The organism is Paenarthrobacter sp. NPDC091669, from assembly GCF_044756725.1.
GTDB classification, from domain to species: Bacteria; Actinomycetota; Actinomycetes; order Actinomycetales; family Micrococcaceae; genus Arthrobacter; species Arthrobacter bambusae_C.
Window position 1 is genome coordinate 184,381 of record NZ_JBIVTK010000004.1, and the last position, 12,255, is coordinate 196,635.

11 protein-coding genes are annotated in these 12,255 nt (G+C 62.4%); 5 read left to right on the plus strand and 6 right to left on the minus strand.

Annotated features, from left to right (window positions below):
• Positions 1–74 precede the first annotated feature (74 nt).
• Both ACIQLI_RS08485 and ACIQLI_RS08490 read right to left on the minus strand, forming a co-directional pair.
• Positions 75–536 carry an NfeD family protein gene (locus ACIQLI_RS08485; RefSeq protein ID WP_354227250.1) on the minus strand — a complete coding sequence of 154 codons (462 nt, stop codon included), beginning with the start codon at positions 534–536 and terminating at the stop codon, positions 75–77.
• Positions 537–616: 80 nt separating this feature from the next.
• Positions 617–1,453, minus strand: a complete 837-nt coding sequence (locus ACIQLI_RS08490; protein ID WP_400387123.1) for a putative RNA methyltransferase — start codon at positions 1,451–1,453, stop codon at positions 617–619.
• A 69-nt stretch (positions 1,454–1,522) separates the two neighbouring features.
• Between ACIQLI_RS08490 and ACIQLI_RS08495 the strand changes: the two genes are divergently transcribed.
• Positions 1,523–3,541, plus strand: coding sequence for a S9 family peptidase (locus tag ACIQLI_RS08495; RefSeq protein WP_400387126.1), 2,019 nt, complete (start codon positions 1,523–1,525; stop codon positions 3,539–3,541).
• Positions 3,542–3,578: 37 nt separating this feature from the next.
• Here ACIQLI_RS08495 and ACIQLI_RS08500 read toward each other — a convergent pair whose 3' ends face one another.
• A complete protein-coding gene (locus ACIQLI_RS08500) occupies positions 3,579–4,253 on the minus strand; it encodes a peptide deformylase (RefSeq protein WP_400387129.1) in 675 nt (224 codons plus the stop codon).
• Positions 4,254–4,304: 51 nt separating this feature from the next.
• Between ACIQLI_RS08500 and ACIQLI_RS08505 the strand changes: the two genes are divergently transcribed.
• On the plus strand, positions 4,305–4,712 hold the full coding sequence (locus ACIQLI_RS08505) for a nuclear transport factor 2 family protein (RefSeq protein WP_400387131.1): 408 nt from the start codon (positions 4,305–4,307) through the stop codon (positions 4,710–4,712).
• Here the strand turns inward: ACIQLI_RS08505 and ACIQLI_RS08510 are convergent, their stop codons facing one another.
• Genes ACIQLI_RS08510 through ACIQLI_RS08520 form a run of 3 tightly spaced genes read right to left on the minus strand, consistent with a single transcriptional unit; the run spans position 4,713 to position 7,700 of the window.
• A complete protein-coding gene (locus ACIQLI_RS08510) occupies positions 4,713–5,843 on the minus strand; it encodes an FAD-dependent oxidoreductase (protein WP_400387134.1) in 1,131 nt (376 codons plus the stop codon).
• Positions 5,836–6,567, minus strand: coding sequence for a class I SAM-dependent methyltransferase (locus tag ACIQLI_RS08515; protein WP_400387137.1), 732 nt, complete (start codon positions 6,565–6,567; stop codon positions 5,836–5,838). The genes ACIQLI_RS08510 and ACIQLI_RS08515 overlap by 8 nt, the downstream gene beginning before the upstream one ends.
• A complete protein-coding gene (locus ACIQLI_RS08520; RefSeq protein ID WP_354226822.1) occupies positions 6,564–7,700 on the minus strand; it encodes a type III polyketide synthase in 1,137 nt (378 codons plus the stop codon). Before ACIQLI_RS08520 ends, ACIQLI_RS08515 begins: the two co-directional genes overlap by 4 nt.
• Before the next feature lie 130 nt (positions 7,701–7,830).
• Here ACIQLI_RS08520 and ACIQLI_RS08525 point away from each other — a divergent pair, with 130 nt between their 5' ends.
• The 3 genes from ACIQLI_RS08525 to iolB all read left to right on the plus strand — a co-directional run bounded on the left by ACIQLI_RS08525 (position 7,831) and on the right by iolB (position 12,247).
• Positions 7,831–10,224 carry an ATP-binding cassette domain-containing protein gene (locus ACIQLI_RS08525; protein WP_400387140.1) on the plus strand — a complete coding sequence of 798 codons (2,394 nt, stop codon included), beginning with the start codon at positions 7,831–7,833 and terminating at the stop codon, positions 10,222–10,224.
• A 368-nt stretch (positions 10,225–10,592) separates the two neighbouring features.
• Positions 10,593–11,333: a GntR family transcriptional regulator gene (locus ACIQLI_RS08530; RefSeq protein ID WP_400387143.1), complete on the plus strand. Its 741-nt coding sequence runs from the start codon at positions 10,593–10,595 to the stop codon at positions 11,331–11,333.
• Positions 11,334–11,353: 20 nt separating this feature from the next.
• Complete coding sequence (iolB, locus tag ACIQLI_RS08535) at positions 11,354–12,247, plus strand: 5-deoxy-glucuronate isomerase (protein WP_400387146.1); 894 nt, start codon at positions 11,354–11,356, stop codon at positions 12,245–12,247.
• Positions 12,248–12,255: the final 8 nt, after the last annotated feature.

The window sequence follows — 12,255 nt, forward strand, 5'->3', positions numbered from 1 at the left end:
TTCGTTCCCCAATTGCGTGGTTTGATGCGGCGGTCCGGCCAGGCTGCCGAACCGCGTGAATTTAAGGCGCGTTGTCAGCGCGGGCTGTTTTCGGCCGGCGAGGTGACTACCGCCGTCGCGCCGTCGATTTTGGTGACCTGGACTGTGGCGCCGGCGTCGATGACACCGGTGGTGCTGCGGGCGCTCCAGACGTCGCCGCCAATTTTGACGAGCCCACTGGTGCCGCTCACGGCTTCAATGACGAGAGCGGGCTGCCCAATCAGCCGGTCGATGTTGGATCGCTGCTCTTCGGGACCTTTGTGAAGGTGTTTCAGCGCTACGGGCCGCACGAAGGCGATCATCAGGAGGGAAACCACGCAGAAGATGACGATCTGAAGCCAGAAGTCCGCGCCGGCAAAGTCAGCCACCAATCCGGCCAGGGCCCCTCCGCCCAGCATGATGAAGAAGAGGTCCAAGGTGAGCATTTCCACCACTGCGAACGCGAGGAAGACTGTGAGCCAGAGGGCCCACCAATTCTCGCCGAGCCATTCAAACATCATTTCCCCCTTGGTCCCAGACCCCGCGGGCGGGATCACAGTCGCTGTTCTTCCATCCTAGCCCGATGCGCTGTCCCACGTCAGGACGCGGTAAAGACGCTGATCCGGAATCTCGCCGTGGTGGCCACGGAACCAGTGGGCTCGCCTGCCTGTCCCTGATCCCGAAGATGGTGGCCGGCGGGACCCATAAACGCGAGGTCGCCCATCTGCGGGCCCGTCAGCTCCAACGGCACATCCAGGCCGAGCACCCCGGCAGGGGTGAAATACCCCTTTATGGTCTCAACCAGACGTTCCTCCTTGCCGTCTTCGATGCCCAGCATTCCCGTCCGGGCGGCAACCTCGGCAAGATGGCCCGGCCTGGGCGTCACCACGATCAGTTTCCCGCCGGGGCGGATGACCCTCGCAAACTCGGCTGGGTTCCGCGGGGCAAAGACCACCATGACCACGTCCACCGAATTGTCAGCCACCGGTAAAGGACGCCAAATGTCCCACACAAGGTTTGCCGCCTGGGGGTTGAGCCGAGCCGCCCTGCGGAGCGCGAACTTGGAGATGTCCAGGCCGATCCCCGCAGCCCCGGATTCTTCGATGACTGCATGGAGGTAGTGCCCGGTGCCGGTGCCGGCATCCAGAACCACCGCGCCGGGAAGGCGAAGTGCGCCGGCCGCTTCTTCTGCGACTGCTGCGGCCAAAGCAGCATAGTGGCCAGCATCAAGGAACCGGCAGCGTGCTGCCACCATGTCGGCAGTGTCGGCCTCAAAGACTGTGCCCTTGCCCGTCAACAGGTTGAAGTAGCCCTGTTTGGCTGAGTCGAATAGGTGTCCGGACCCGCAGGCCAGCGTCCTCTGCGGTTGTTCCCTCAGTTGGAGCGCCCCTTGGCACAGCGGACAGCGGAGGGCAGCGACGGCGTCGGACAACATGGCTCCAATCCTACGGCTGGACGGAGTGTCAGGTGCCGGACACCGGGCTACCGGGCTAGGCTCACCCTCGTGAAACCCGAGCAACTGCCACTGTTGAACTCCGTGTCCGCCCCTGCCATCCACCCCGATGGAACCAAGGCGGTGGTTTCTGTCACCAGGCCGGATTTTGACGCGGACAGTTATGTTGGCCAGCTGTGGACAGTTCCCTTGGACAGCACCAAGCACCCGCGTCGCATTACCCGCGGTTTCAGGGACAGCTCGCCTGCCTTCTCGCCCGACGGCCTGGTCCTGGCCTTCCTCCGGAGTGATCCCGAGGGCAAGCCCCAGTTATTCGTCGTGGAGGCTGCCGGCGGCGAACCTCAGCGGATCACAAATCAGCACACCGGAGTGGCAGGTTTCGTGTGGGCGCCTGATTCGCACCGGATTGCCTTCCTGGCGCGCGTCCCGGAACAAGGGCGTTACGGAACGGTGGAGGGTGTGACCTCCGGCAGTGAGGACGCCCGACTGCTCACGGAAAACCAGTACAGAATGAACGGCGTGGGGTACACCTCCGATCAGCGCCAGCAGGTATTCATTGTCGAGGTTCCGGAGCTGGGCGGCGAGCCTGCAGTAGCGCCCCGTGGGCGCGCTGCCCACGAACAGCCGGCACCCGCGGCGCCCGGGATTCCAGCGGCCAGGCAATTGACGTTCGGCGATTCAGACCACGAGTCCCCGTGCTTTTCTGCCGACGGCTCGCACCTCTACTTCGTGGCGGCGCTGCATGAAGGGCACGACGACGATCTTGTTACCTCGGTTTACAGGGTGGACGCCGGCGGAGGCGAGCCGTCCGTCGTCGAACCATCCAATGCCGGCCTTCAAACCGTCACGGGCGTCCGGGCCTCCTTGGATGGACGCTGGCTGTTCTATACCGCCCAGAACCTGGGAACTACAGGCAAGGATTTCGTTGCCCGGAACGGCGTCCTGTATGTCATGCCGGTTGGCGGGGGAGAAGCAACAGCCCTGACCGATGAAGAACACCTGGACGTTTCGGGGCCTTTGGAACCGAGCGGACCTGCCAGCGTGCTTGTCCTGAACACGGCACTGGGCAGCGTTGAACTGCTCGACGTACCCGCCGATGGCGAGATCATGCCCCTGGTCCATGGTGCCCGGGTGGTCATTGGTGCAACGGTTGCCGCCAACGGTGAGATCGCGGTGAGTCTCTCCGACGCAGCGACCGTGGGCGACGTCGCTTCCTTGGTACGTGGGGAACTGCGGTTGTTGACCGACTTCTCAGCCGCGCTCAGGAACAACTCCCGGGTCAGCGAGCCATTGGACTTCGAGGCCGAATCCTCTGACGGGCATCCGGTGCATGGTTGGCTGGTCCTGCCGGACGGACCCGGACCGCATCCGGTGTTGCTCTCGATCCACGGTGGCCCGTTCGCCCAGTACACCGGAGCTTTCTTCGATGAAGCGCAGGTTTACGCTGCCGCCGGATACGCAGTGCTGATGTGCAATCCCCGTGGCTCAGCCGGTTACGGCCAAACGCACGGCCGCGCCATCAAGGGGCGCATGGGAACCGTGGATATGCAGGACGTGCTGGCGTTCCTGGATGCGGCCTTGGCCGCCCATGGCGCGGTGCTGGACAAGGACCGCGTGGGCATCATGGGAGGTTCCTACGGGGGGTACCTGACCGCCTGGACCATCGCGCACGATCACCGCTTCAAAGCAGCGATCGTGGAGCGCGGCTTCCTGGACCCGGTCAGCTTCGAGGGGTCCTCGGACATTGGCTGGTTCTTCGGCGGTGAGTACACCGGTGGCACTCCTGAGCAGATGACGGCCCAGAGCCCCATGGCAGTTGTGGGTGCCGTCCAAACTCCAACGCTGGTGGTGCACATCGAAAACGACCTTCGATGCCCCATCGAACAAGGACAGCGCTACTACTCACACCTGAAAGCCCAGGGAGTCGAGACCGCTTTGTTGGTTTTCCCGGGCGAGGACCACGAATTGTCCAGGTCCGGGACGCCGCACCACCGGAGGCAGCGCTTTGACCACATCCTTGGCTGGTGGGCACGGTACCTGCCTGCTGCGTCGAATCCCGTGGAGGCTTAGCTGCAACCCAGCGGACCGCTGTGCCTGGCCTTGGCCGTCAGCGCAGGAAGCCCAGGCTCCGGCGTGCATCCTCGATCTCCGGAGTTGCCCAGCGGGCAGAATGCTCAGCATTGCTGGACAACGACCTGATTTCGGCACGGTCCAGGTACAGCGTGCCGAGGAGGTGGTCCGTCTCATGTTGCACAATGCGCGCCTGCCAGCCTGAGAACCATTCCTCCACTGGCTCACCTGCGGGTGTAACGTAGCTCAGCTCTACATTCCGGTGACGGGTCACCACTGCCTGGTAACCGTTGACGGAGAGGCAGCCCTCATAGAAGGAGGCCGTCTCCACCCCCAGCGGACGGCACTGCGGGTTCACGATGGCGAAGAACTCCATATTGTCCCGATGCCGCACGGCAGCGGACACTGGATCAAGGTCGTACTGGTCCTCCAGCACGGCCAACTGCAGGGGGATGCCCAGCTGGGGCGCGGCCAAACCGACGCCGGGAGCGTCATGCATAACCTCGCGCATCCGATCCACCAGGGCCACCAGTTCGACGTCGTCCAGCTGGCCATCGTACGGGGCGGCGAGTTGACGCAGCACGGGGTGTCCTGCCTGGACGATCGGGGGAAGTTCTTCCGCATCAAGCAACCTGCGCACAGCGTCCCGGATCTGGGTGGGGTTGAAGTCCGTGGCCGGGCTCGCGGCCTCGTGATGAGGTTGATGGTTCATGGCACGAGCCTATCGCCACGGCTGTCCGTTGCGTTGGGCTAGGCTCGACGAATGACCGATTCATCTTCTTTGGACCGCGTACTGGGGTTCGTCCGGACTGTTGAAGCCGGCGGTGGAGCAGCTGAGCTGCGGCCGTACCTTGCCGAAGATTTTCAACTCACTGAGTGGCCCCATGCCTTGAACAAATCAGGGTCCACCAGGAATCTGCAGGACACCCTGGCCGGTGCCGACCACAGCAAGGACATTGTTGCCGATCAGCGATTCGAGGTAGTCCGCACCACCAGCGAAGGCGACCGCGTGGTCCTCGAGATGAACTGGTCGGCCACGCTCCTCCTTGACCTGCCGCACTGGGACAGTGGGGATACCATCAGGGCCAGGAGCACAGCGGTCTTTGAGCTGCGGGACGGGCTGATTGTCAGCCAGGACACGTACGACTGCTATTACACGACGCCGCAATAGCTAACGCATGGTGAAACGCCGTTCCACCAACCCTGCTACCGAAGGAAGCCCGAGCACGCCGGCGAAGAACTTGTTCCGGGCTTCCATGACCGACGGTGGCAACGGCCTGCCCAGCGCCATGTTGAGTCCGGCCTGACGCGAAGCCCGTTGGGCTGCCTTTCTGCGGGACCTCTCGAAGTGCTCCAGCAGCCGCCCCACGTCGGCCCCACTGAATGAAGCATCCATGATGGGTGCAAGTGCCGCTGCGTCCAACCAGCCCAGGTTCATGCCTTGACCACCGATCGGGCTGATCTCGTGGGCGGCATCGCCGAGAAGCACTACCCGCCCGTGGACCATTCGCGCCGCAAGCCGGGACCGCACCTCGAAGGCACTCAGCATGGTGTTGCTCCGGTGGTCCGGCACTTCGCCCGTTCTTGCGCCGATCAGCTCGGCCAGCCCGGCCGCCGTCGTGCCCTTGTCCGGTGACCCCAGCCTCACCACCCATCTGCGGATCCCGCCCGGCAACGGAAACGACTCCACTATCCCGGCCGGCTCAAGATAGAGGACGGCATCCGTGCCGTGGGAAGTGGCATCAGCGAAATCGCCCATGATGTAGCAATCCGGATAGCTCCTTGACGGCAAGTGCGGCAGAATCCTTTGGCGGATCGCTGAGTGTGCCCCGTCAGCGGCCACCACCAAGCGGGCGCGGAACTCTTGGTTGCCGGCGGCTGAAACCGCCGCGACGCGCACGGACCTGAAGTCATCCACCACGTCCTGGACATCCGCCCCGCGGACGATCGCGGCGGAGTCCAGATCCATAACGGTTTTCTCCAGGACCTTTTCGGTAACCGTCTGCGGTACCGCAAGGATGAAAGGGAAGTCGGGGTCGCCGTCGAACGCCAGCCGGGCAACCATGCGTCCCTGGCTGTAGCCAACGCCTCGGTGGATCTGGACCCCGGCGGCAACCAGCTGGTTGGCAACCCCGGCGCGGGCCAGCTCCGCCAACGCCGGCGGATGGATACCGATGGCCCGCGAACGGTCACTTTGCCTGTCCCTCCGTTCCAGGATCCGCACCTGATGCCCTTGTTGAAGCAACAGGGCTCCCATGAACAGGCCCACGGGTCCGGCACCGACGATCACAACGTCAAACATTCTCTGCCCCCGGTTCAGAAGCCGCGCGTTCCTCGTGGACCAGCAGGTGGTGCCAGGGGCCGTTTGCCTCGACCCTCCAGCTCGCCGGAACGGTGGATGCCAGTTCCTCGGCGGTGTAGCTGCGTTTGATGGACACCAAGCCGTCACCCCAGATATAGGAGCCCGGGCCCAAGGGCCAGAAGCCGGCCATGAACAGCAGGTAGGAGAGGTTACTGCGTTTGAGGTCGTTGTGGAGGACGAGTCCGCGGCTGAGCGACACCGAGTCGCGCAGGACACCGGCGATTTGGCCGGCGTCGAGGTGGTGAAGGATGTGGTTGGAGATGACGAAATCGAACACCAGCCCTTCTGCGACGAGCTGGGAGCTGTGGGCTTGACGGTAAGTGACACCCTCCATCGCGGGCAGCTTCGAAGCAAAGGCAAAAGCCCTGGGATCCGGATCGACCGCGGTCACCGTGAGGCGGAAGCCATCCTTCCGGGCCCACGCAGCAAGGCTCCGGGCCACATCACCGCTGCCGCACCCGATGTCCAACAGCGACGCTGAGCCCTTGGCAGCCAACACTGGGCGGATCCTGTGGCGGTAGGTTTTGTGCCACCCCGACAGAAGACTGTTGACCACCGGAAACCTGGCATAGGTCCGGGTGAGGCGTTCGGGGTCGCAGTCAACCCTGTCCATTTCCTCAACGGATGACAGATCCCTCTTCCGAAGGGAGCCCCAAGGACTCACAGATCGGGGGAGACCAGCGTGAAGAGGCCTGTCTCCACCGTCAGGCCCGGACCGAACGCCATGGAACAGATCCGTTCCTCACGTTCGGAGGCGGCCTGGCCCATCATGTACTTCAGGACGAAGAGCACGGTGGCGCTGCTCATGTTGCCGTATTCACGCAGTGTCTCCCTGGCCGGAATCAGCTGCTCCTGGGTCAATTCCAGCTTGGACTCCACTTTGTCCAGGATGCTGCGGCCCCCCGGATGGATGGCCCAGTGGGTGATGTCCCGGTACGGGAGCCCCGCCAATTGGGGCTCCTTGGCGAGGAGCGGTTCCAACGCCCCCGTGATGTGTTCCTCGATGATGTGCGGAACGTAGGAGCCCAGCACCATTTCGAAGCCTTCGTCGCCGATATTCCAGGCCATGGCTTCCTCGCCCACAGGCGTGAGAACCGTTTCGAAGTGGTCCAGCCTGATGACCGGGTCCGGTCCTTCCGGTTCCCGTGCCGTCACGACGGCGGCCGCCGCGCCATCACCGAAGATGGCCGAACCCATGATGGTATCGGGATCGTTGGACGTGCGGACGTGAAGGGAACAGAGTTCAACGCAGATCACCAGGACCACGGCCTCGGGATCGGCGACGCAAAACTGTTTGGCGGCTTTGAGGGCAGGGAACGCGGCGTAGCAACCCATAAAACCCAGGTGGTAGCGCTGAACGGCCGGGTTCAGGCCCAAGGCCCTGACAACCTTGTAATCGGGGCCCGGGTTGAAGAAGCCCGTACAGGACACGGTGATGACGTGGGTGATGTCGTCGAGGTCGATACCGGAGGCTTGGGCAACCGCCGTCTTGCCGGCCTCCACAAACAGCTTGGTGGCTTCGGTAGCGAAAATCTCGTTGCGCACTTTGGTGCTGGGGCTGAGGACCCTGTTGGTTTCGGGGTCGAAAAACCTGGGATTCTCCGGGTGGGCGTCAAGGCTGAGCTCGGCAACGGCCGTATAGCGGGTGTCGATTGCTGCTGAGTCGAAACAGGTGGTGACCAGGCGAGTTCCCAATCGTGTCAGGCCCGGTTGGGAGGCGAAGACTTCGCGGGCCTGCTGCTGGACGAGGATTGTTGGCGGAACTGCGGTTTCAAGGGACCTCACGTATACCGGCATGCTTCATTCTTAGCGAGTAAACGGTGGAAGACAATGGCAGAATCGAACTTACTGACCGAGGTTGGTCACGGATAGCCAGGCGACGCCGACGGGGGACTGTTGGGCAGCGCCGCCCACAGATGGAGAAATGATGACTATTGCCGCGAGCACTGACACGGAGTCTCCCGAGTCGCATGTCGCAGACACCCACGATCTCATCAGGGTCCAAGGTGCGCGCGAAAACAACCTGAAGGACGTCAGCATCGAGATTCCCAAGCGCCGCCTCACGGTGTTCACGGGTGTCTCTGGCTCAGGAAAGAGCTCCCTGGTTTTCGCCACGATCGCTGCAGAGTCGCAGCGCATGATCAACGAAACGTACAGCGCTTTTGTGCAAGGGTTCATGCCGTCGCTGGCCCGCCCCGACGTGGACATGCTGGAAGGCCTGACGACGGCGATCATCGTGGACCAGGAGCGCATGGGCTCCAATCCCCGTTCAACAGTTGGCACCGCCACGGACGCCAACGCCATGCTGCGGATCCTCTTCAGCCGCCTCGGCCAGCCGCGCATCGGCTCACCCAACGCCTACTCGTTCAACGTCCCGACGGTGAAGGCCAGTGGAGCCATCACAGTAGAGCGCGGCGAGGGCAAAACGAAGACAGAGAAAGCTACCTTCAACCGCTTGGGCGGTATGTGTTCACGCTGTGAAGGCATGGGGTCCGTCAACGACTTCGATCTCACGGCACTCTATGACGACACCAAGTCGCTCAGCGAGGGCGCACTCACCATTCCCGGTTACACCATGGATGGTTGGTATGGACGGATCTTCAGCGGTTCCGGGTTCTTCAATATGGACAAGCCCATTGCCAAATTCACCAAGAAGGAACTCCACGACCTCCTGTACCGTGAGCCCACCAAAATCAAGGTAGAGGGAATCAACCTCACCTACGAAGGCGTCATCCCCAAGATCCAGAAATCGATGCTCAGCAAGGACGTGGACGCCTTGCAGCCCCACATCCGCGCATTCGTTGAGCGGGCCATCACCTTCACTACATGCCCGGAGTGCGAGGGCACCAGGTTGAGCCCCGAAGCACGGTCTTCCAAGATCAAGGGCAAGAGCATTGCCGACGTCTGCACCATGCAGATCAGCGACCTCGCCGGCTGGATCCGCGAACTTCATGAGCCCTCGGTGGCGCCCCTCCTGAAAGGACTCCAGCACCTTTTGGATTCCTTCGCGGAGATCGGCCTCGGCTATCTTTCGCTTGACCGGCCTGCCGGCACGTTGTCCGGGGGAGAGGCCCAGCGAACCAAGATGATTCGGCACTTGGGATCCTCCCTCACGGACGTGACCTACGTCTTTGATGAACCAACCATCGGACTCCACCCGCACGACATCGAGCGGATGAACCAGCTGTTGTTGCAGTTGCGGGACAAGGGCAACACCGTGCTGGTGGTGGAGCACAAGCCCGAAACAATCGCGATTGCAGACCACGTGGTTGATCTTGGTCCCGGCGCAGGAACCGGCGGGGGCTCCGTCTGTTACGAGGGAGATCTGGATGGTTTGCGGGGGAGCGACACCATCACCGGGCGTCATCTGGACGATCGTGCTTCGATCAAGGACACTGTGCGTTCAGGTTCCGGCCAGTTGGAGATCCGGGGAGCCTCAACCAACAACCTCAAAAACGTCGACATCGACATCCCCTTGGGCGTTCTCTGCGTCCTGACCGGTGTGGCCGGCTCCGGCAAAAGCTCACTGATCCATGGCTCGGTGGCGACGCGTGAGGGCGTGCTGGTGATCGACCAAGGCGCCATCCGCGGCTCGCGCAGGAGCAACCCCGCCACCTACACCGGACTCCTGGAACCCGTCCGAAAAGCCTTCGCGAAGGCAAACGGTGTGAAGCCGGCGCTGTTCAGCTCCAACTCGGAAGGTGCCTGCCCTACATGTAATGGCGCAGGCGTCATCTACACAGACCTCGGCGTCATGGCAACCGTGGAATCCACCTGTGAAGAATGCGATGGAAAGCGCTTTCAGGCCTCAGTCCTTGAATACACGCTGGGGGACCGCAATATTGCAGAAGTGCTTGCAATGTCTGTGGATGAAGCCGAAGTCTTCTTCAAAGAAGGAGAAGCCAGAACGCCGGCCGCCCACAAGATCCTGGACCGCTTGTCAGATGTTGGCCTCGGCTATCTGACACTGGGCCAGCCGCTGACCACGTTGTCCGGCGGTGAGCGCCAACGCCTGAAGCTGGCCACGCAGATGTCCGACAAGGGTGACATCTACATCCTGGACGAGCCGACCACCGGCCTGCACCTGGCCGATGTACAGAACTTGCTGGGAATGCTGGATCGCCTGGTGGAGTCGGGCAAATCCGTGATCGTGATCGAGCATCACCAAGCCGTCATGGCGCACGCTGACTGGATTATCGACCTGGGACCAGGTGCAGGACACGACGGCGGCACGATCGTTTTCGCCGGAACACCAGCCGAGCTTGTGGCGGGGAAATCGACGCTGACGGGCAAGCACTTGGCGGCTTACGTAGGCGCCTGACACAGCTCCAGGAACTGCAGCCGCTTCTACTGCCGTACTTATAACGCCGATAATCCACATTATGTAAAGTAAAGCGAAAAGGCTCCTCCTCGGGCTCCCGACGACACCGTCATTTCGGCCTGTTTCATGCCACGACACTTCGCCCCAAACTTCGCACCAGTGAAATCCAGCGCAGGACTGACGTCAGGACATGGCGCACCGTTCTTGTTACAGGAAATATCCGGCTTCGCCTCACTTGACCCTTGCCGCACTCCTGCTAGTATCGAAAAAAGCGAGGGCATGTCCTATCAAAAGAACAAAGGGTGACATACTCGGCACGTCGCAGTAGTGACGGAGCGGAGTTGAGCCGGGAACGCGGGGAACATTCAGTGGCGAATCAACTTGGTCTGAACATCGACCGTTCCTCCCCCGTGCCCCTTTACCATCAGGTGGTCCAAGGCATCGAAGCCGCAATCCACAGCGGGCTTCTGGAGCCGGGAAGCCGGTTGGATAACGAGATCGATCTCGCAGCGCAGCTCAACTTGTCCCGGCCCACCATGCGTAAAGCCATGGATGAACTGGTCCGTTCCGGTCTTCTGGTCCGCAAACGCGGTGTCGGAACTCAGGTGGTCTCCAGCCAGGTCCGCCGGCCGCTTGAGCTCTCAAGCCTGTTTGACGACCTCACCAACAACGGTAAGAAGCCCACTACGGAAGTACTGAGCTTCTCCCACATGGAGGCAGATGCGCCAACTCTGGCGACCCTCCAGCTCCCTGCCGGTTCCAAGGTCTACCACTTCACCCGCCTGCGCAAAGTGGGCGGAAAGCCATTGGCGCTGATGGAGAACTGGGTCCGCGACGACGTCGCCACCATGGATGAAGCCATGCTTGCTGCCGAGGGCCTCTATGCGATTTTGCGCAGAGGTGGTGTGAACTTCCGCCTGGCCACACAGCGCATCGGCGCAATGATCGCCAATGACTATCAGGCACCCCTTCTTGAAACCGACGTCAACTCTGCTTTGGTCACCATGGAACGTACCGCGGTAGACGACACCGGGCGGCGAGTCGAAACCGGCCACCATGTGTACCGCGCCGACTCCTACAGCTTTGAAATGACCCTCGTACAGCGCTAAACGCAAAGGACTCCCCTGCCATGACCAATTGGGTCTACCCCCTGGGCACTGCCTCCGACGGCGACTGGGATATTTCACTCGGAACCTCCGACTCCGCAACGGTGGTGGACGGCTGGGCCCATACGGGCCTGAAGGTCGCCACCCTCGCCGCGGGCGCCGCCGTCGAGCTTCCAGCCGACAGTGAGGAACGGATTGTGGTTCCCCTCAACGGATCCTTCACTGTCACGGTGGACGGCGTCGAATACTCCCTTGCGGGGCGACCCTCCGTATTCGACGGGCCCAGTGACGTCCTGTATTCAGGCATCGGGAAAGCAGTCACCATCAGTTCGTCCGACGGCGGCCGCGTCGCCGTCGCCACTGCCCCGGCACAAGCCTCCTACCCAACGCGGCTGGTGACGGCTGCCGAGACGCCGGTTGAATTGCGTGGAGCCGGCAATTGCTCACGGCAAGTCCACAATTTCGGGACACCCGCAGCCCTGGAAGCAGACCGTTTTATTGTCTGCGAGGTCATCACCCCCGCCGGCAACTGGTCCTCCTATCCCCCGCATAAGCATGACGAGGAGAAGGACGGAGAAACGCACCTCGAGGAGATCTACTATTTCGAGACCCAGGTTGCCGCCGGCTCGGGCGCTCCCTCCGATGCCGATGCCATTGGCTACCAGCGGGTATATGCCTCTGATGAGCGCCCCATCGATGTTTCGGCCGAGGTCCGCACAGGTGACGTCGTCCTGGTCCCCTATGGCTGGCACGGCCCCGCCATGGCGGCTCCGGGCTATGACATGTACTACCTCAACGTGATGGCCGGACCCGGGCCGGTCCGTGAGTGGCTCATCAGCGACGACCCCCACCACGGCTGGGTTCGGCAGAGCTGGGACGGCCAGGACATCGACCCACGGCTTCCGTTCGGGGTTTAATCCGGCCG

Coding starts and splice junctions, on each gene's coding strand:
- ACIQLI_RS08520 (WP_354226822.1), bottom strand. CDS start 7,700: ATGCCGGTATACGTGAGGTCCCTTGAAACCGCAGTTCCGCCAACAATC.
- ACIQLI_RS08510 (WP_400387134.1), bottom strand. CDS start 5,843: ATGTTTGACGTTGTGATCGTCGGTGCCGGACCCGTGGGCCTGTTCATG.
- ACIQLI_RS08505 (WP_400387131.1), top strand. CDS start 4,305: ATGACCGATTCATCTTCTTTGGACCGCGTACTGGGGTTCGTCCGGACT.
- ACIQLI_RS08525 (WP_400387140.1), top strand. CDS start 7,831: ATGACTATTGCCGCGAGCACTGACACGGAGTCTCCCGAGTCGCATGTC.
- ACIQLI_RS08485 (WP_354227250.1), bottom strand. CDS start 536: ATGTTTGAATGGCTCGGCGAGAATTGGTGGGCCCTCTGGCTCACAGTC.
- ACIQLI_RS08490 (WP_400387123.1), bottom strand. CDS start 1,453: ATGTTGTCCGACGCCGTCGCTGCCCTCCGCTGTCCGCTGTGCCAAGGG.
- ACIQLI_RS08500 (WP_400387129.1), bottom strand. CDS start 4,253: ATGAACCATCAACCTCATCACGAGGCCGCGAGCCCGGCCACGGACTTC.
- iolB (WP_400387146.1), top strand. CDS start 11,354: ATGACCAATTGGGTCTACCCCCTGGGCACTGCCTCCGACGGCGACTGG.